Origin of the sequence: Plastoroseomonas hellenica (genome assembly GCF_018129085.1) — a bacterium.
Taxonomy (GTDB): Bacteria; Pseudomonadota; Alphaproteobacteria; order Acetobacterales; family Acetobacteraceae; genus Plastoroseomonas; species Plastoroseomonas hellenica.
On the sequence record NZ_JAAGBB010000002.1, the window covers coordinates 1 to 18973 of the forward strand.

Here is an 18973-nt window from a genome sequence, read left to right on the forward strand (position 1 = left end):
GGCGCGGCGCGCCCCGGTCAGGCGCTGGGCGGCGCGGGCGGCGCCGGCAGGGTCGCGCCCGAAGGAGAGGCGGTCGAAGCGGCGCCAGGCATCCTCCTGGGTGAGGATGGCGGCGTAGCGGCTGAGGAAGGCGTCCTCGGCGAAGCTGTCGGCGGCGCCCTCGGCCCAGGTCCGGCGCAGCATCGGCGTCGTGTCGGCGGCGCGCCCGGCGCGGGTCAGGGCATCGGCCAGCGCCATGGCGGCGGGCAGGCCGCGCGGGTGGTTGCGGGCATAGAGGCGGAGGATGTCCGCATCCTCCATGCCGCCGATCGCGATCACCTCCTCGGCGCGGCGCATCAGGCTGTCCGGAAAGGGCCAGTCCGGATTCTCGTCGATGAAGCGGGCAAGCTCCGCGCCGGAGGCCGGGGCGTTGCGGGCGGTCAGGCGCAGCCAGGTGACGAGCTTACGGGCCAGCGGGTCGGCGGCGGCGGCGAAGCTGTCGGCCTCCGGCCAGCGATTGTTGTTGGCCGCGGCGATCGCCTGCCGCCCGGCCGCCCGGGCGGGTTCCGGCGCCCAGGGCTGGGCGGCGGCGGCGGCCGGCAGGGCGAGGAGCGCAAGGAGGGGAAGCAGGGGAGGTTTGAATCGCATGACGAATGGAAGCTAGCCGATGGGCCGCCCGCTTGTCCCGCGCCGGGCGTGTAACGGCCGGCCACGGTCCTGGGGCCGCGTTCCGCGCGCATCTCCCGTCGTGTCGGCGGGATTTCGCCGGGGCGGGATCTGCTTTAGGGTCGGCGCATTCGAATGCGGGGGAATCGCGACATGCTGAAGGGCTCGATGGTGGCGCTGATCACGCCAATGCAGCGCGACGGCTCGGTCGACGAGAAAGCCTTTCGCGAACTGGTGGCCTGGCAGATCGCCGAGGGCACCGAGGGCCTGATCCCGGTCGGCACCACCGGCGAGAGCCCGACGCTCAGCCATGAGGAGCACGACCGCGTCGTCGAGCTCTGCGTCGAGGTGGCGGCCGGCCGCGTGCCGGTGATCGCCGGTGCCGGCAGCAACAGCACCGCGGAAGCGATCCGGCTGACCAGGCACGCCAAGGAGGTCGGCGCCGATGCGGCGCTGGTTGTGACGCCCTACTACAACAAGCCGACGCAGGAAGGGCTCTACCTGCATTTCATGGCGATCGCCGAGGCGGTCGACCTACCGGTCATCATCTACAACATCCCGCCGCGCAGCGTCATCGACATGAGCGCGGAGACGATGGGCCGCCTCGCGAAGCACCCGAACATCGTGGGCGTGAAGGACGCGACCGCGAACCTGGCCCGGCCGCTGCACACGAAGCGGAGCTGCGGGCCGGACTTCGTGCAGCTCTCGGGCGAGGACCATACCGCCCTCGCCTTCATGGCGGCGGGCGGGCATGGCTGCATCTCCGTCACTGCCAATGTTGCGCCGCGGCTCTGTGCCGAGATGCACAAGGCCTGGCGCGCCGGGCGGATCGACGACGCGATGGAGATCCAGGACCGGCTGACGCCGCTGCACGACGCGATGTTCTGCGAGACCTCGCCGGGCCCGGTGAAATACGCGGCGTCGCTGCTCGGCAAGGGCACCGACCTCTGCCGCCTGCCGATGGCGCCGGTCGCCGAGGGCACCAGGGCCCGGGTGCGGGGTGCGATGGTGGAAGTGGGGTTGCTGAATTAATTGAGCCCTCAAGCGCCGGGCGCGGCCTCCGGCCGCTTGGCTAGCGCGCTGTCAGGGCGCGCCGGCGGGTAAGGTCGGTCGCGCGCGGGGCCGCATTCGCGGCCCCGGAGCATCGGCTTCGCCTCGCTCCGCAGAAACCAGTGGCGGCCTGCGGCCGCGAGCGGTCGTGCTGGTAAATTGGGCCTGCCCGCCCTACATGCTGCGGCCCCGCTTCCTCCAGGCCAGGACCCCATGGCGCGCCAGAAGAAGAAGAGCTCGCTGATCAGCCACGGCATTGCGGCCCAGAACCGCAAGGCCCGGTACGACTATACGATCAACGACACGATCGAGGCCGGCGTGGTGCTGATGGGGCCTGAGGTGAAGTCGCTGCGCGCCGGGCGGGCCAGCCTCATCGATGCCTGGGCGGGCGAGCGCGACGGGGAGATGTTCCTGTTCAACGCCTATATCCCGGAATGGCAGGCCGGCAGCTTCATGGCCCGGTTCGAGCCGCGCCGGCCGCGCAAGCTGCTGCTGCACAGGAACCAGGTGCAGACCCTGACCGGCTCGGTCACGCGGGAAGGCACGACGCTGGTGCCGCTTGACATCCATTTTAGCGACCGGGGCATCGCCAAGATCACGCTTGGCCTGGCAGAGGGCCGGAAGCAGCACGACAAGCGCGCGGCGATCGCGGAGCGCGACTGGAACCGCGACAAGGCGCGGCTGATGCGGGAGAAGGGCTAGAGCAGATCGCCGGAGGGCGGAATCGCCCGGAGGCGTGAATCTGCTCGCCAGAACACGGCCTGGAGCACTTGGAACGCGCCAGGTGAACGGGGAATGTCCTAAGCCGGTCCGGCGTCGCCGCCCGGCAAGACTGCTTCGGGGTCCATCCACACCAGCTCCAGCACATGGCCGTCGGGATCCTCGGCCGCGCGGTTGTACATGAAGCCCATGTCGATGGGGTCGCGGATATTGGCCTTGCCGCCGGCGCCCGCCGCGGCTTCCGCAAGCTGATCCACCTCTGCGCGGCTGTTGCATGACAGGCAGAGCAGGACCTGGCAGGTCGCATGCGCGTCGGGGATCTGCTTCGACGTGAAGGTCCCGAAATAGTCGCGCGTCAGCAATTGGAAGGTGATCACCTCCGACCAGACCATGGAGGCTGCGGTCTCGCCGCTGAACTGCTCGTTCTTCCGGCATCCGATCGCTTCGTAGAAGCGGGTGGAAGCAGCGAGATCCTGCACCGGAAGGTTCACGAAGATCATCTTGGGCATTGCCGGCTTGCTCCTCTGGCCGAGGCTTGTGGTTGGTTTCAGGGCTTCACCGCGGTCTCATAGACACGCTGGACCGCGGCTTCCATCCCCTGCGGATGACGAATTGCCTGACGGCGTTGGGCCGATCTGGCCGAGCGCCTGCGCGCCGCTCAGCGCGGGCGGCCGGGAAGCGTCGGATCAATCGTGCCCCAGGGGACCATGGATTGCATCCAGGCCTGCCGCTCCACGCGGACGAGCGCGGGATCGTCGAGGCTGCCGGCCTTGACGTAGACATGCGCCGGATGGCGCGGCGCGGATGTGTAGATCGGCGATCCGCAATCCCCGCAGAAATGCCGGGCGAGGGGCTGGCCACTGTCGCCGGTCTTGGTGAAGCCCTTCGGGCTGCCGCTGACGAGACGGAAGCGCGCCGCTTCGACGCGGATGCTGATGCCGAATGGGCCGCCGGTGCAGCGCCGGCAATCCGCGCAATGGCAGCAATTGGCCGGCCCGACCGGGCCGTCATGCGCATAACGGACCGCGCCGCAGAGGCAGCCGCCGGTGACGGTGGTCATGGCGTGTCTCCGATCATCCGCGGGGCGGGGTGCGCGGGCCGGGCAGCAGCTCGTAAGGTCCCTTCCAGCCGGGGAGCGCACGGACGCGGCCGATCCAGGCGGCGATGTTCGGGAAGCGCGTGGCGAGGTCGAGCGGCCATTCGCTCTCCGGGTAATGCAGGTAGCCGTGCATCGAGAGGTCGGCGATGGTCGGCCGGGCGCCCAGGATGAAGGGCCGGTCCTCGAGCTGCGCCTCGGCGACGCGGAAGGCGCCCTCCACCCGGGTGCGGAAGAAGGCGACGACCGCCGGATCCGGGTTCTCGGCCCAGCCCAGCAGGAAGCGCCAGGTCGCGAGGTAGCTGGTGAATTTGTGGTTGTCGAAGAGGATCCAGCGCAGCGCCTCCCGCTTCTCCTCCGCGCCCTCGGGCGCGAAGGTGCCGAGGCGCTCGGCCAGGTGGTGCAGGATCACGCCGGACTGGCTGAGCCGGAGCGCGCCATCCTCCAGCACCGGCACCTCGCCCATCACCGAATGCTTGGCCTTCCACTCCGGCGTGCGGACCTCCGCCTTGGCGAAGTAGTCGACCCAGACGCCGCGCCAATCGGCGCCGGAGAGGGTCAGCATCAGCGCCGCCTTGTAGCAGCCGCCGGATTCCGGAAAGGCATGGAGGGTGAAGGACATGGGGCGATCGACCTGCGAAAGGCTGGGGTGAACAGCCTGCAATGGGCGTCGCGGCCGCAACAAGCCCGCTTCCCCGCATGGCTGCCGCCGACATAGTGTTGCCGGTGACAACACTCAGGGTCACCACAGCATGATCCCCGTCGACGAGGTCCGGAGCTTCAACCGCTTCTACACCCGGGAGATCGGGCTGCTGGAGGCGCATCTGCCGGCCGGCGACTTCACCCTCGCCGAGGCGCGGGTGCTCTATGAGCTGACGCAGGGCGATCGGCGGACCGCGGCGGAGATCGGCCGCGGCCTCAGGATGGACCGGGCGCATCTCAGCCGGATCCTGGCCCGCTTCCGCGCGCGCGGGCTGCTGCGGAGCCGCGTCAGCCCCGACCATGGCAAGCATCTGCTGCTCGCGCTCACCGAGGCCGGACAGGCTGCCTTCGCGGCACTCGACCACGGCACCCGCACGCAGGTGGAAGCGATCCTGGCGCCGCTCGACAGTGAGGGGCGGGAACGGCTGGTCGCGGCCATGCAGGCGATCCGGGCGGTGCTGGACCGCGACCGGGCCGGCGGCGCGGCGGTCCTGCTGCGCGATCTCAGGCCCGGCGACCTCGGCTGGATCACCCATCGCCAGGCCGTGCTCTACCACCGCGAATATGGCTGGGACTGGACCTATGAGGGGCTGGTCTCCGGCATCCTGGCGGGCTTCGTCGCGGGCCATGATCCGGCGCGCGAGGATGCCTGGGTCGCTGAGCGGGCGGGCGTCATCGTCGGTTCGGTCTTCCTGATGCAGGGCGATGATCCCGCGGTCGCCAAGCTGCGGCTGCTCTATGTGGAGCCGGAGGCGCGCGGCCTCGGCGTCGGCCGCCGGCTGGTCGCCGCCTGCATCGACCGCGCCCGGGCGCTCGGCTACCGCAGCCTGACGCTTTGGACCAACGACGTGCTGATCGCCGCGCGGCGGATCTACCAGGCGGCCGGGTTCCAACTGGTGGAGCAGGCGCCGCATCATGCCTTCGGCCATGACCTCATCGGCCAGACCTGGATCCTCGATCTTTGACGGCGCTTGTTGTGCGCCGCAGCGAGCTTTGCCGCGCTAGGCGCTTTGCCGCTTTGCCCGACCATGCCGGCAAAGCGGCACAGTGCTGATATCGCCCGATTTCCCCAGCTTTGCCCGCTTTGCCATTGGAGAGGCCCCGGCACAGCGTTGATATCGTTCACTGTGCCGCTTTGCCCCCCTATAGGGGGCCGCTTTGCCGGCACAGTGCCGGCCGGCGGCCCTGCCGGGGGCGTGGGGCGCGGCGGCACGGAAGGCTTGCATCGGCTTGGCCGGCTCTGGATAGCCGCCGGGCGACGGGGCCGGCAGCGGCGTGCGGCGGCTTTTCCCTTCCGCACGCGCACTGGCGGCGCCAAGCTGGAGCGTGATGACTTGAGCGTCCGATGACCGGAGGGCCGAACGGCCCGCAGGTCTGAATCGGACGCGCAACTGACAAGGCCGGCTCGGCCGAAAAGTCTGAATCACGCGACCCGGTAATGGGCTGGCGCGGGCAGGGGGGCAGGCGATGCGGTGGCTGCGGGGCGTGCTGCTGGTGCTGGCGGGCTGGCTCTTCGCCGGCCAGGCCGTCGCGCAGCCGGCGGAGCAGGATTACCGCGTCCCGGTACCGGGAACCGAAGCCACCATCCTGATGCGGCTCTGCCCGGCGCCGGGCGGGCCGGCACCGCTCGTCGTCATCAACCATGGCTCGCCGGCGCGGGCCGCCGACCGGCCGGGCCTGCGGCCGGCCGCCTGCGACAGCGAGGCGGTGCAGTGGTTCGCTGCGCGCGGCTTCGCGGTGGCGCTACCCCTTCGGCGTGGCTACGGCGCGTCCGGCGGCGATTGGGCGGAAGGCTTCGGGCGCTGCCCGCAGGCCGATTTCGCCCGGGCGGGGCGGGAGAGCGCGCGCGACATCCTGGCGGCGATCGAGGCGGCGCGGCGCCTGCCCGCGGTCAGCGGCGACCGGCCGGTGGTGGTGGTCGGGCAATCCGCCGGCGGCTGGGGCAGCCTGGCGCTGGCGAGCCTCAACCCGCCCGGCATCGCCGCCATCGTCAACATGGCGGGCGGCCGTGGCGGCTGGGCGGAAGGCGCACCCAACACCAATTGCCGCCCGGACCTGCTGGCATCAGCGGCGGGCGAATACGGCCGCAGCGCGCGGGTGCCGACGCTCTGGCTCTACACCGCCAATGACAGCTTCTTCGCCCCCGCGATCGCGCAGGCCCTGCACGCGGCCTATACCGCGGGTGGCGGCGTCGCGGAGTACCGGGCACTGCCGGGCTTCGGGGAGGATGGTCACCGGCTGTTCTTCGGCCGCGGCGGCAGCGCGATCTGGGGCGCCGAGCTCGGGCCCTGGCTCGCCGCCCGGCTCGGCCGGCCCCTTGCATCCGGCGCGGCGCGGTGACGCTGGGGAGCCCGTCCGGTCCCAGCGGCGACAATCCCGTCGCAGAGGTGGCGCGACATGGCAAAGCGATTCGAGATCCTGGTCGGCGCCGCCATCGGCCTTGGCATGACGGCGCGCGCCGCGGCCGATGGCGGGGCTGACTTCCTTCTGGTGCTGAGCGCCGGGCGGCTTCGGGTCATGGGCGCGCCATCGCTCGCCGCCATGCTGCCCATCCGCGACAGCAACAGCTTCACCGATGATTTCGCGCGCCAGGAGATCCTCGATCGCGTCGCCATCCCCGTCTACTTCGGCGCCGCCGCGTGTGATCCACGCCTCTCGCTCGACGACTTGCTGCGACGGATCCGGGATGCCGGCTACAGCGGCGTCGCCAATTTTCCGACGGCCATCCACCATGATGGCGCCTTTCGGCTCGCCTTGGAGGAGATGGGTCTCGGCTTCGGGCGCGAAGTCGAGCTGCTGCGCGCGGCGCGCGCCTTCGGCCTGGCCACACTCGGCTATGCCAAGACGCGCATGGAGGTGGACGCGATGCTCGCCGCCGGCGTCGAGCGTCTCTGTCTCAACTTCGGCTGGAATTCCGGCGGCAGCCAGGGCGTGCCGAGCGGCGTCCCACTGGATCAGGCGGCGGAGCGCGCGCGCCGTGTCTTCGCGCATGTGCGCCGCAGGTCGCCCGGCACGCTCTGCCTCGTCGAGGGTGGACCCATCATCGATCCCGGCCATCTGCTGCAGGTCTGCGACGCGTCGCGGGCCGACGGCTATGTCGGGGGCTCGACACTCGATCGCCTGCCGCTGGAGATGTCGGTCATGCAGATGACCTCGGCCTTCAAGACGGCAGGCCTGCTGCGCGACGACCCAGGCTCGGAGGAGAGGCGTCTTCCAGGCCTCGTCGGACGCTCCCGGCCGGCCCGGCAGCTCGCCGCGCGCGTGGCACGTCTCGTCGTGACCGACCTGCCCATCCTGGTCGAAGGCGAGCCGGGTGCCGGGCGCACCACGATCGCGCGCGCCATCCACCAGGCGAGCGGCCGCATCGGCAGCCTGACCTTCCTGAACGCGCGGGAGGATATCGCGTCGCGCCTGTTCGGCGAGGGCGGGCCGGCGGCGCTGCTGGCGCTCAGGCAGAGCACCGTGGTCATCGAGAGCGCCGACGCACTGCCGCCGCTGCTGCGCGCGCGGCTCGCGGACTGGATCGAGCGCGGCAGCTTCGAGCGGTTCGCGAAGCCTGGGGAGCGTGCGCCGCGCGCGCGCCTGGTGCTGACCCACCCGCCGGGCGGGGAGGCGCTGGCCCGCGCACTCTCGGCGCAACGCCTGGTCGTGCCGCCGCTGCGGGATCGGATGGAGGACCTGCCGTTGCTCGCCCGCGCGATGCTCCGCGGGACGCAACGCGTCGCCGCGGAGTTCGAACCCGCTGCACTGCGCCTGCTCATGGCCCAGAGCTGGCCGGGCAACCTGCGCCAGCTTGCGGAGGTGCTGATGCGCGCGGCGACCGAGGCGACGCATGGGCGCATCACGCTCTCCGCGCTGGAGGCGCAGCTCGGCCCCGTGAGCGCGCCCGCCCCGGCCTCGCCGGCGGATGAGCGCGACTGGATCCTGGACGCGCTGCGCCGTAACCGCTTCCGCCGCGGCGAGACGGCCGCCTTCCTCGGGGTCGCGCGGAAGACGCTCTACAACCGTATGCGGCGCCTGGGCCTCGACAGTTGAGGCGCGGCGGGCGGCGCGCTCCAGGCCACCGCCTCGCCGCCTTCGACGGCGATATGCCCGGCGAGTTCCGCCCACCAGACAGCCGGATCAATCGGTGGCGACAGGCCCGGATGGAGCAGGATGCGCCGCAGGCCGAGGCCGAGCGCGGCATCGACCGCCTGGCGTGACGTCGCGCAGGCAATGGGCGCGAAGCCTTCCGCGGCCAGGCGCTCCAGCAGGCGGAATTCAGCCTCCGCCCGGTAACCGACGGCGGCCAGCGCCGCCGCGGTCTCGCCCTCGAAAAGCTGCACGGTCGGGTAGTTCGCCACCGCGGTGATCCCGGCGCGACGGAGCACGCCCGTCATATCGGCCAGCCGCAGGAATGGGTCGCAGGCGAAGATGGCGGCGATCGGCGGTGCGCGGCGGAAGGGTCGCCGCGCTTCCAGGGCCGCGCGCAGCGATCCGTTGATGTCGAGCACCGGCAACAGCGCGACGAGCGGCCAGGTCTCGGGTGGGAACGGGGCCAGAGCCGGCAGGAACAGCGCCCGCGCCCGCTGCGCGGGACCGATCGCGTCGAGTTCGGCACGGGGCTGGAGGCCGGTGGGGCGGGGCAGGGCCATTACCCATTCTTACCCAAGGATTGCCCCGAATCCACCTTGGCCGCCCAGCGTCGCTCCGCCATCGTCGGCCCCATCAATCGGCGCGCTGACGCCGACGGGGAGGGGATGGGCTGGCGCATGGACCTTGCGGCCACGATCCTGCTGAACGGGCTCACGCTGGCCGCGCTCTACTTCATCGTAGCGAGCGGCTTCTCGCTCATTTTCGGCCTCATGCGCGTCGTGAACATGGCGCATGGCGCGATGTACCTGATCGCCGGCTACGTCGGCTACGCCGTCTTCGAACCGCTCTACGACCGCGACGTCTGGTACGCTTGGTATGTCGGCCTTGCGGCCGGCGTCGCCTTCGCCGCGGTGTTCGGCGCGCTGGTGCAGACGCTGCTGCTGGGATGGATGCAAGGCCAGGAGCTGCGCCAGGCGCTCGTCACCATCGGCCTCTCGATCATCGTCGCGGACCAGTTGCTGGCGACCTATGGCGGTACGCCGCGGCAGTTCTTTGCGCCCGACGCCATCTTCGGCTCCACCCAGGTGCCGGGCGTCGGCGGCTATCCGACCTTCCGCCTGGTGCAGATCGGCGTCGCCGTCGCCGTCGGCCTCGGGCTCTGGCTGCTGCTGAACCGCACCAAGCTCGGCATCATGATCCGCGCCGGCGTGGACGACCGGCAGATGCTCGGCGCCTGCGGCGTCAATGTCCCGCTGGTGGGCGTCGCCGTCTTCGCGCTGGGCGCGGCACTGGCAGGGCTTGGCGGCGTGATCGGCGCAACCGCCCAGCCCCTCGCCCAGGGGGCGGATGGGCGCTTCCTGCTGATCTCCCTGGTCGTGGTGATCGTCGGCGGCATGGGCAGCGTGACGGGCACGGCGCTCGGCGCGGTGCTGGTGGGCGTGGCCGAACAGATCGGCCAGGCGATGTTCCCGACCTATTCGGTGATCCTGACCTTCCTGATCATGGTCACGGTGCTGGCGCTGCGGCCGCAGGGGATCCTGGGCCGTGCGTAGCCGGGCCGCGCCCTGGTCGCTCCTGGGTCTGGCGGTGCTGCTGGCGCTGCCCTGGCTGCTGCCTCAGCTCCTGCCGCAGGGACAGGCGCAGTTCTGGACGGCGAGCATCCTGGGGCGCGCGATCGTCTTCGGCATCATCGCGATGTCGCTGACCTTCCTGGCGACCTATGGCGGCTTCGTATCGCTGGCCCAGATGATGATTGCCGGCATTGCCGGCTACACGCTCGCCATCTTCGTGGAAGGTGCGGTGCCGCGCGTCGTGGGCTTGCTGGGCTACGGCGCCGCCATCCCGCTCGCGCTGCTGGCCGCCACCGCCATGGGCATCCTGATGGGCGCCATCAGCCTGCGCTCCCGCGACATCTACCTGCTGATGATCACGCTGGCACTGGGCATGGGCGTCTTTCGCTTCATCGAGACGAACATCGCCTGGTTCAACGGCTATGAGGGCATCCGCAACGTCGTCGGTCCGTCCCTGTTCGGCCTCGACTTCCGCAATGCGCTGGTTTTCTACCATGCGGCACTCGGGACCGCTGCGCTGCTCTATTTCGGCATCCTCTACCTCGTGAAGACACCCTTCGGCCTGGTGCTGCAGGGCATCCGGGACAATCCGCGGCGCGTCGCGGCACTCGGCTATGCAGTCGGGCTGCACCGCATCGCCGCCTTCGGCGTGGCCGGCTTCATCGCCGGATGCGGCGGGGTGCTCTCCACGATCTACAACATCGGGATATCGCCGGGCAGCATCGGCCTCGGCGCCACCGTGAACATCCTCATCATGAGCGTGATCGGCGGCCTCGGGCATCCCATTGGCGCCTTCATCGGCTCACTGATCTTCACGGTGCTCGATACCTTCGCGGCCACCATCTACGACCGCGACCGCTTCAACACGCTCATCGGCCTCGCATTTCTCGCCATCGTGCTGGTCTCGCCGGATGGCGCAATCGGGGTCGGGGCGCGGCTGCGCCGCCTGCTGACGGCGCAGCCGCGACCGGCGTCACGCGTCTGCGGGGAAGTCCGGTCCCGCCCGCCATCGACACGGACAGCAAAGGAGGAACCGCCATGACCATCCGGATGACCCGCCGCGCCGCGCTCCTGGGTGGCGCCGGCCTCGCCGCCGGCACCCTTGCCGCACCCGCCGTCGCGCAGCCCTCGCCGATCCGGCTGGGCGGCCTGACGACCCTGGAAGGTCCCTTCGCGACCGGGGGCCAGGACGCCTACCGGTGCGTGCAGATGGAGCTCGAGCGCATCAACCACACCATCGGCGGCCGGCGCATCGAGTTCATCCGCGAGAGCTCGAACGCGCAGGCCGATGTGGCGCTGGCGAGGGCGCGCAAGCTGATCGAGCAGGACAATGTGGACATCATCCTCGGTCCGCTCTCCGGCGCCGAGGGCATCGCGCTCCGCGACTACTCCCGTACCCTGACGGGCAAGACGATCGTCAACGGCTCGTCCGGCGCCTCCGATACGACGCTGCGCAACCCTTCCCCCAACTTCTTCCGCTTCTCCACGGATGGGACGCAATGGATGGCGGGGCTTGGCCGGCACGTCTTCCAGCAGATGGGGATCCGCGAGGTGGCGGTCACCGCCGGCGACTATGCCTTCCCCTACGCCCAGGTCTTCGGTTTCAACTTGGAATTCTGCCGCCTGGGCGGCCGCGTCCAGCACTACTGGGCGCCGCTCGGCACGACCGACTTCACCTCCCAGATCGCGCAGATCAACCGCTCCAATGCCGGCGCCGTCGTGGTGGTTCACGGCGGCACGGACGGGCTCGCCTTCATGACCCAATACGCGCAGGCGGGTGGCAGCAAGCCGCTGATTGGCGGTTCCATCATGGCGGACCAGACCATGCTCTCGGCCCGCGGCCCGCACCGGCGCGTGATGAACGGCATGATCTCCGGCGGACCGATCGCCGATGTGATCGACGATCCGACCTGGCGCGAGTTCGTCGAGCGCTACCGCCGCCGGTGGCTGAACGAGGGCGGCTTCCAGTCACCCTCCATCCATGCCGTGAACTATGCCACCAATCTCCACGGCATCCTGCATGCGCTGGGTGCCGTGAACGGCGATCTGTCCAACAACCAGGCAGCGTTCCAGCGTGCGCTGGCCGCCGCCGAGATCACGGCGCCCACCGGGGCCGCAGTGAAGCTCGATCACAACCGGCAGGCCATCTCCGACATCTTCCTGAACAAGATCGAGGAGCGGCAGGGCACCGCCCAGGTGGTCGCCTTCGGCCGCACCCAGGGCGTGAACCAGACCTTGGGCATGCCGGAGGCGCAGTTCCTCCAGCTCGGCGCGCCATCGCGTGACAATGCGGGCTGCGTCGCGGCCTGACCGGCAAGCTGGCGTGGCTGGCGCGTGCCGGCCACGCCGTTCATTCGGAGCAGCGGCAGACCGTGACTGAACCCGCCATCCGTCTCCAGGCTGTAAGCCGCCGCTTCGGCGCGCTGCAGGCCGTGCGCGACGTCACCCTCGACGTCATGCCCGGCGAGCGGCGCGCGGTGCTCGGCCCGAATGGTGCCGGCAAGACGACGCTGTTCAACACCATCTGCGGCGACTACCCGCCGACCGGCGGGAGCATCGCGCTGTTCGGCACCGACATCACCGGACTGCGCCCACATCAGCGCACCCGGTTGGGCATCGGGCGCACCTACCAGACCTCGCTTCTTTTCAATGGACTGACGGTGCTGGAGAATCTGTTCATCGCGGTGCGCGGCCTGCGGCCCGGCCGCTTCTCCTTCCTGCGGCCCGGGCGCGGCGACGAGGGCGTGGCCAGGGCGCGCGAACTCGCGGACCGCATGCGGCTTTCTCACCTGCTGGCGGCGGAGGTCCTGAACCTCAGCCATGGCCAGCGCCGGCAACTCGAGGTCGGGATGGCGCTGGCGGGAGACCCGCGCGTGCTGATGCTGGACGAGCCGGCGGCAGGCCTCTCACCCGGCGATCGGCCGGAGCTGCTGCGGCTGCTGCGCGAGCTCCCGCGCAGCCTGACCTTGATCCTGATAGAGCACGACATGGACATTGCGCTGTCGGCGACGGATGTCGTGTCCGTCATGAAGGACGGGGTGGTGGTGGTGGAGGCCCCCGCCGACCGGATCGAGGATCACCCGGTGGTGCAGTCGATCTACCTCGGGAGCGGCCACTGATGCTGGAGGTCCGCGACCTGCATGTGCGCTTCGGCCAGGCCCACATCCTGCAGGGCGTCTCGCTTTCCATCGGTCCACGGCCGATGGCGATCGTCGGCCGCAACGGCATGGGCAAGACGACGCTCTGCCAGGCCATCATGGGCCTGGTCCATGCGACCGAGGGCGAGATCGCGCTGGGCGGCGAGCGCCTGAACGGCCTGCCGCCCTTCCGCATCGCGCGGCGCGGCATTGCGCTGGTGCCGCAGGGGCGGCGGACCTTCCCCTCGCTCTCGGTGGAGGAGCATCTGCGGCTCGTCGCGCTGCGCGGCGCTGCCTGGACGGTGGAGCGCGTCTACCAGACCTTCCCGCGCCTCGCGGAGCGTCGCCGCAACGGCGGCACCGAGCTGTCGGGAGGCGAGCAGCAGATGCTCGCCATCGCCCGTGCGCTCCTGATGAACCCGAAGCTCGTCATCATGGATGAGCCGAGCGAAGGCCTTGCCCCCGTCATCGTGGATCAACTGATCGACGTGCTGCGTGGCCTGTCGAACGATGGCATGGGCGTGCTGCTCGTGGAGCAGAACCTGCGCGTGGCCATGGCGGTGGCGGATGAGGTCGCGATCATGGTGACGGGCCGCATCGCTACCTCGCTGCCGGCGAAGCGTCTCGAGGATCCCGAGCTGCAGCGCCGCTATCTCGGCGTTGCGGCCGGCGGACACTGATGCACGGGAGGGCGGGATGAAGAAAGTCTACGTCATCGGCACAATGGACACCAAGGCCGAAGAGCTGCGCTTCGCCGCGGCATGCGTGCGCGGTGCCGGGGCAGAGCCGGTGCTGGTGGACGTCGGCACGAAGCGGCCCGTCCTGGGCGCCGACTTTGCTGCCGATGAGATCGCCGCCCATCATCCCGAAGGCAGCGGCGTCGTGCTCGGCCTCGACGATCGCGGCAAGGCCATCGCCGGCATGGCGGAGGCGCTGACGCGCTGGCTCGCTGCACGCACTGATGTCGGGGCCGTCCTCGGCATGGGCGGGTCGGGCAATACCGCGCTCGTCACGCAGGCCATGCGCGCCCTGCCGATCGGAACCCCGAAGCTGATGGTGAGCACCGTCGCCTCGGCCAATGTCGCGCCTTACGTCGGTCCCGCCGATATCGCGATGATGTATTCCGTGGTGGACGTGGCCGGCATCAACGCGATCTCCCGCCGGGTCATCGCCAATGCCGCGCATGCGGCGGCGGGCATGGCGCTGAACGTGCCGCCCGCGGCAAGCGGGACGGAGAAGCCGGGCGTCGGCATGACCATGTTCGGCGTCACTACCGCCTGCGTGACCATGCTGCGGGAGGCGCTGGAGCCGACCCATGAATGCTACGTCTTCCATGCCACCGGCGCCGGCGGCCGGAGCATGGAGAAGCTGGCCGATTCCGGTCTCATCGCCGCGCTGATCGACCTCACCACCACCGAGGTGCCGGACTTTCTGGTGGGCGGGGTCTTCCCCTGCGACGCCGACCGCTTCGGCGCCCCCATCCGTACCCGGCTGCCCTATATCGGCAGTGTCGGCGCCGTAGACATGGTGAATTTCGGCGCCAAGGACACGGTGCCCGCTCAGTTCACCGGCCGTAACCTCTATGTCCATAACCCGCAGGTCACGCTGATGCGCACCACGCCGGAGGAGAACCGGGCAATCGGCCGCTTCATCGTCGAACGGCTGAACCGCATGGAAGGGCCGGTGCGCTTCCTGCTGCCGCTCGGCGGTGTCTCGGCCATCGACGTGCCGGGCATGCCATTCCACGATCCGGCTACCGACGCGGCACTCTTCGACACCATCCGCGCGGGCCTCGTGCCCGCTCCCAATCGCAAGCTGATCGAGGTGGACGCCGCGATCAACGACCGCGCCTTTGCCGATGCCGTCCTCGCCGCTTTCCAGGAGATCGCTTGACCATGCCCCGCTTCACCCGCTCGGAGCTGCTGGAGCGCTTCAACGCCATGGTGGCGCGCCGCGAACCGATCATCGGTGGCGGCGCCGGCACGGGCCTCTCCGCCAAATGCGAGGAGGCAGGCGGCATCGACCTGATCGTGATCTACAATTCCGGCCGCTACCGGATGGCCGGCCGTGGATCGCTTGCCGGGCTGCTCGCCTATGGCAATGCCAATGAGATCGTGAAGGAGATGGCGCGGGAGGTGCTGCCGGTGGTGAAGCACACCCCCGTCGTCGCCGGCGTCAATGGCACCGATCCTTTCGCGATCATGGACCATCTGCTGGATGAGCTGAAGGCGCTGGGCTTCGCTGGCGTGCAGAACTTTCCGACGGTCGGCCTCATCGACGGCATGTTCCGCGCCAACCTCGAGGAGACCGGCATGGGCTTTGGCCACGAGATCGACATGATCCGCCTGGCCCACGCAAAGGACATGCTGACCACGCCCTACGTCTTCAATGCCGCGGAAGCCGCGGAGATGGCGAAGGCCGGTGCCGACATCCTGGTACCCCATCTCGGCCTGACGACAGGCGGCGCCATCGGTGCGCAGACCGCCCTGACGCTCGAGGATTGCCCGAAGCTGATCGACGAGTGGGCCGAGGCTGCGAGGCGCGTGCGCAAGGACATCATCGTGCTCTGCCACGGCGGACCGATCGCGACGCCCGAGGATGCGGCTTACATCCTGCGCAACACGACCGGCATCAACGGCTTCTACGGCGCCTCCTCCATGGAGCGGCTGCCGACCGAGGTCGCGCTGACGGAACGCACGCGCGAGTTCAAATCCATCTCCTTCTGAGGATGCACGCCATGGCCCGCGCCTACGCCTCCACGATACTGGACGCGCCCGTCGAGGCAGTCTGGTCCGTTATCCGCGATTTCAACGGCCTGTCGAGCTGGCACCCGGCCATCGCCCGATCCGAGATCGAGGATGGGCTGGACGCCGACGTGGTCGGCTGCATACGCCGCTTCTGGCTGCAGGACGGCGCCATGGTGCGCGAAAAGCTGCTGAGCTTCAGCGACCGTGATTACAGCTTCTCCTACAATTTCGAGACGCCGGCTTTCCCGGTCGAGAACTACCGCGCGCGCGTCCGGCTGATGCCGGTCACCGACACGGACCGCACCTTCGCCGAGTGGGAAGCAGCGTTCGACGAAGCGCCGGAGGACAAGGGCAAGTTCGTGGACATCATCTCCAACGGTGTTTTCCAGAGCGGCTGGAATGCCCTGAAGGCGGCTGTCGCCGGGCGCACGGCGCCATCCGGCGCCAGGCGCTGGAGCGGCTTCCCGCCGAACAAGGTGTGGTGCAGCACCGTCATTGATGGGCCGGCGGATGCCGTGTGGAACGTCATCCGCGACTTCGCCGGCATGGGCGGCTGGCATGATGAGATCACGATGATGCACATGATCGGCGGTGTGAGAAGCGACAAGGTCTCCGGCACCCGCGACTTCTACTTCGGCGAGGGGCACCTGAACGAGAAGCTGTTGCACCTCGACGACGCCGAACGCAGCTTCTCCTACTGCATCACCAAGTCCGATCTCCCCTGGATGCACTACGTCAGCGGCCCGGGACTCTGGCCGGTGACCGATGGCAATCAGAGCTTCGCCGTCTGGACCGGCGACTGGATCGCATCGCCACAGGACGACGTGACGCTGATCCCGAACACCGAGCAGAACGTCTATCTCAAGGCCTTCCGCACCGTGAAGGAGCGCTACTTCTCTATTCGGTGACCACGTTGCCCGAGGGAGGAAACCGATGAGGACGATCAAGGGACCGGCGATCTTCCTGGCGCAATTCGCTGATGATGCCGCGCCCTTCAATGCGCTGCCCACCATCGCGCGATGGGCGGCCCGGCACGGCTACAAGGGCGTGCAGATCCCGAGCTGGGATGCACGCCTTTTCGATCTCAAGCGCGCGGCCGAGAGCCAGGACTATTGCGACGAGGTACGTGGCATCCTGGCCGAGGCGGGGCTGGAGTTGACCGAGCTCTCCACGCACTTGCAGGGCCAGCTCGTTGCTGTCCACCCAGCTTATGATCTGGCCTTCGACGGCTTCGCCGCGCAGGCGGTGCGGGGCAATCCCGCGGCACGCCAGGCCTGGGCGGTGGAGCAGATGCGTCTCGCTGCGCGCGCCTCCCGTCGTTTGGGCCTCACGGCGCATGCCACCTTCTCCGGTGCGCTCGCCTGGCCCTACCTTTATCCATGGCCGCAGCGCCCGGCAGGATTGATCGAGACGGCCTTCGATGAGCTCGCGCACCGGTGGCGGCCGATCCTCGACGCGTTCGACGAGGCCGGCGTGGATGTCTGCTACGAAATCCATCCGGGCGAGGACCTGTTCGACGGGGCGAGCTTCGAGATGTTCCTCGAGCGCGTGGACGACCATCCGCGCTGCAACATCCTCTACGACCCCAGCCACTTCGTGCTGCAGCAGCTAGACTATCTCGCCTTCATCGACATTTATCACCAGCGTATCCGCGCCTTCCACGCCAAGGATGCCGAGTTCAATCCGACGGGCCGGCAAGGCGTCTATTCCGGCTATGCGCCCTGGGCCGGGCGCGCGGGGCGCTTCCGCTCGCTGGGCGACGGGCAGGTGGATTTCCGCACGATCTTCTCGAAGCTGAGCCAGTACGGCTTCTCGGGCTGGGCAGTGCTGGAATGGGAGTGCTGCATCAAGGACAGCGAACAGGGTGCTGCCGAGGGCGCGCCTTTCATCGCGTCCCGTATCATCGAGGTGGCCTCACGGGCCTTCGATGACTTCGCGGCAAGCGGCGCGGACGAAGCGATGAACCGCGCCATGCTGGGAATCGTTCGATGAACCGCCGTCTTCGGCTCGGCATGGTGGGCGGCGGCCAAGGGGCCTTCATCGGCGCCGTGCACCGCATCGCCGCACGGATCGACGATCGGTACGAGCTGGTCGCCGGCGCCTTTTCCTCCGATCCTGATCGGGCGCGTGCCAGCGCCCGCGACCTCCATGTCGCCCCGGACCGCGCCTATGAGAGCTGGCTGGAGATGGCAACCCGAGAGGCGGAACGCCCCGATGGGGTTGAGGTGGTGGCGATCGTCACGCCCAACCATATGCATGCGGAACCCGCCATCGCCTTCCTGAACGCCGGTATCCACGTGGTCTGCGACAAGCCGCTCTGCCACACGCTGGAGGCGGCGCAGGCGCTGGAGCGTGCCGTGACGGCCAGCCGGGCGCTCTTTGCGCTGACGCACAACTACACCGGCTACCCGCTGGTGCGTCAGGCACGGGGCATGGTCGCCGAGGGCGCGATCGGTGCGCCGCGCGTCATCCAGGTCGAGTACCCGCAGGATTGGCTGACGATGCCGCTCGAGAGCTCGGGCCAGAAACAGGCTGCCTGGCGGACCGATCCGGCCCGCAGCGGCGCGGGGGGGAGCGTGGGTGACATCGGCACGCACGCCTTCAATCTGGCCGAGTTCGTCACCGGTCTCCGCGTGGAAGCGCTCGCGGCGGACCTCACCGCCTTCGTGCCCGGCCGCCGGCTCGACGACAACGCCCACATGCTGCTGCGCTTCGCCGGCGGCACGCGCGGGATGCTCTGGTGTTCGCAGGTGGCGCCGGGCAACGAGAATGGGCTCCGCCTGCGCGTCTACGGCACCAGGGGTGGTCTGGAATGGGCGCAGGAGCAGCCTGACATCCTGGTGCATGCGCCGTTCGGCGAAGCACCGCGCATGCTTCGCCGCGGCGGGGCCGGCACCACGCCGGCAGCGACGCACGCGACGCGGATCCCCTCAGGCCACCCCGAGGGCTATCTCGAAGCTTTCGCGCAGCTCTATCGTGACTTCGCCGAGCAGGTCCTGGCGGCGCAGGAGGGGCGAACCGCGGATCCATCCTGTTGCCTGGTGCCGGGGATAGAGGAGGGTATGCGCGGGATGCGTTTCATTGCGGCGGCCGTCGCATCGAGCCAGGCGGACGCGGCCTGGATGGCGCTCGCCTGACCATGGCGACGAAGCCGGGTGGGCGTCGCCGGGCAGGATCGGGTAGGATCGGGCAGGGGATACGCGGTCCCGGACGGTCTCCAGGGCGCGAAGG

19 protein-coding genes and 1 pseudogene are annotated in these 18973 nt (G+C 69.6%); 15 read left to right on the forward strand and 5 right to left on the reverse strand.

The annotated features are described in order from the left end of the window. A pseudogene (locus GXW71_RS01575) lies at positions 1-627 on the reverse strand (lytic transglycosylase domain-containing protein); the annotation flags it as partial. A gap of 171 nt (positions 628-798) precedes the next feature. Between GXW71_RS01575 and dapA the strand changes: the two are divergent. Continuing rightward, complete coding sequence (gene dapA, locus GXW71_RS01580; RefSeq protein ID WP_211850634.1) at positions 799-1677, forward strand: 4-hydroxy-tetrahydrodipicolinate synthase; 879 nt, start codon at positions 799-801, stop codon at positions 1675-1677. A gap of 231 nt (positions 1678-1908) precedes the next feature. After that, positions 1909-2397, forward strand: coding sequence for an SsrA-binding protein SmpB (gene smpB, locus GXW71_RS01585; protein WP_211850635.1), 489 nt, complete (start codon positions 1909-1911; stop codon positions 2395-2397). A 98-nt stretch (positions 2398-2495) separates the two neighbouring features. Here smpB and GXW71_RS01590 read toward each other — a convergent pair whose 3' ends face one another. The 3 genes from GXW71_RS01590 to GXW71_RS01600 all read right to left on the reverse strand — a co-directional run bounded on the left by GXW71_RS01590 (position 2496) and on the right by GXW71_RS01600 (position 4133). Then, entirely contained in the window at positions 2496-2924 is a 429-nt protein-coding gene (locus GXW71_RS01590) for a VOC family protein (protein WP_211850636.1), read from the reverse strand. Positions 2925-3073: 149 nt separating this feature from the next. Continuing rightward, entirely contained in the window at positions 3074-3475 is a 402-nt protein-coding gene (locus tag GXW71_RS01595) for a GFA family protein (protein ID WP_211850637.1), read from the reverse strand. 13 nt (positions 3476-3488) lie between these two features. Continuing rightward, the gene (locus GXW71_RS01600; RefSeq protein ID WP_211850638.1) at positions 3489-4133 is read right to left on the reverse strand and encodes a glutathione S-transferase family protein; all 645 of its coding nucleotides are present in this window, start codon (positions 4131-4133) and stop codon (positions 3489-3491) included. 130 nt (positions 4134-4263) lie between these two features. On the opposite strand from GXW71_RS01600, the gene GXW71_RS01605 reads away from it, so the two are divergent. The 3 genes from GXW71_RS01605 to GXW71_RS01615 all read left to right on the forward strand — a co-directional run bounded on the left by GXW71_RS01605 (position 4264) and on the right by GXW71_RS01615 (position 8248). Then, complete coding sequence (locus GXW71_RS01605; protein ID WP_211850639.1) at positions 4264-5178, forward strand: bifunctional helix-turn-helix transcriptional regulator/GNAT family N-acetyltransferase; 915 nt, start codon at positions 4264-4266, stop codon at positions 5176-5178. A gap of 502 nt (positions 5179-5680) precedes the next feature. Beyond that, positions 5681-6553, forward strand: coding sequence for an alpha/beta hydrolase family protein (locus GXW71_RS01610; protein WP_211850640.1), 873 nt, complete (start codon positions 5681-5683; stop codon positions 6551-6553). Positions 6554-6610: 57 nt separating this feature from the next. After that, entirely contained in the window at positions 6611-8248 is a 1638-nt protein-coding gene (locus GXW71_RS01615) for a phosphoenolpyruvate hydrolase family protein (RefSeq protein ID WP_211850641.1), read from the forward strand. Here the strand turns inward: GXW71_RS01615 and GXW71_RS01620 are convergent. Beyond that, positions 8212-8847, reverse strand: a complete 636-nt coding sequence (locus GXW71_RS01620) for a phosphoenolpyruvate hydrolase family protein (protein ID WP_211850642.1) — start codon at positions 8845-8847, stop codon at positions 8212-8214. The genes GXW71_RS01615 and GXW71_RS01620 overlap by 37 nt on opposite strands. 117 nt (positions 8848-8964) lie before the next feature. On the opposite strand from GXW71_RS01620, the gene GXW71_RS01625 reads away from it, so the two are divergent. The 10 genes from GXW71_RS01625 to GXW71_RS01670 all read left to right on the forward strand — a co-directional run bounded on the left by GXW71_RS01625 (position 8965) and on the right by GXW71_RS01670 (position 18879). Next, positions 8965-9840, forward strand: coding sequence for a branched-chain amino acid ABC transporter permease (locus GXW71_RS01625; RefSeq protein WP_211850643.1), 876 nt, complete (start codon positions 8965-8967; stop codon positions 9838-9840). Then, positions 9833-10900 carry a branched-chain amino acid ABC transporter permease gene (locus tag GXW71_RS01630; protein ID WP_211850644.1) on the forward strand — a complete coding sequence of 356 codons (1068 nt, stop codon included), beginning with the start codon at positions 9833-9835 and terminating at the stop codon, positions 10898-10900. Before GXW71_RS01625 ends, GXW71_RS01630 begins: the two co-directional genes overlap by 8 nt. Further along, positions 10897-12168, forward strand: coding sequence for an ABC transporter substrate-binding protein (locus GXW71_RS01635; RefSeq protein ID WP_211850645.1), 1272 nt, complete (start codon positions 10897-10899; stop codon positions 12166-12168). Before GXW71_RS01630 ends, GXW71_RS01635 begins: the two co-directional genes overlap by 4 nt. Before the next feature lie 62 nt (positions 12169-12230). Next, positions 12231-12977, forward strand: a complete 747-nt coding sequence (locus tag GXW71_RS01640) for an ABC transporter ATP-binding protein (protein WP_211850646.1) — start codon at positions 12231-12233, stop codon at positions 12975-12977. After that, positions 12977-13675 carry an ABC transporter ATP-binding protein gene (locus GXW71_RS01645; RefSeq protein ID WP_211850647.1) on the forward strand — a complete coding sequence of 233 codons (699 nt, stop codon included), beginning with the start codon at positions 12977-12979 and terminating at the stop codon, positions 13673-13675. Before GXW71_RS01640 ends, GXW71_RS01645 begins: the two co-directional genes overlap by 1 nt. Positions 13676-13691: 16 nt before the next feature. Further along, positions 13692-14888, forward strand: a complete 1197-nt coding sequence (locus GXW71_RS01650; protein WP_211850648.1) for a Tm-1-like ATP-binding domain-containing protein — start codon at positions 13692-13694, stop codon at positions 14886-14888. Between the two features lie 2 nt (positions 14889-14890). Next, positions 14891-15721: a phosphoenolpyruvate hydrolase family protein gene (locus tag GXW71_RS01655; protein ID WP_211850649.1), complete on the forward strand. Its 831-nt coding sequence runs from the start codon at positions 14891-14893 to the stop codon at positions 15719-15721. An 11-nt stretch (positions 15722-15732) separates the two neighbouring features. Further along, complete coding sequence (locus tag GXW71_RS01660) at positions 15733-16650, forward strand: SRPBCC family protein (RefSeq protein ID WP_211850650.1); 918 nt, start codon at positions 15733-15735, stop codon at positions 16648-16650. A gap of 25 nt (positions 16651-16675) precedes the next feature. Further along, a complete protein-coding gene (locus GXW71_RS01665) occupies positions 16676-17734 on the forward strand; it encodes a sugar phosphate isomerase/epimerase family protein (RefSeq protein ID WP_211850651.1) in 1059 nt (352 codons plus the stop codon). Continuing rightward, positions 17731-18879 carry a Gfo/Idh/MocA family protein gene (locus GXW71_RS01670; RefSeq protein ID WP_211850652.1) on the forward strand — a complete coding sequence of 383 codons (1149 nt, stop codon included), beginning with the start codon at positions 17731-17733 and terminating at the stop codon, positions 18877-18879. Before GXW71_RS01665 ends, GXW71_RS01670 begins: the two co-directional genes overlap by 4 nt. The last annotated feature ends 94 nt before the right edge of the window (positions 18880-18973 follow it).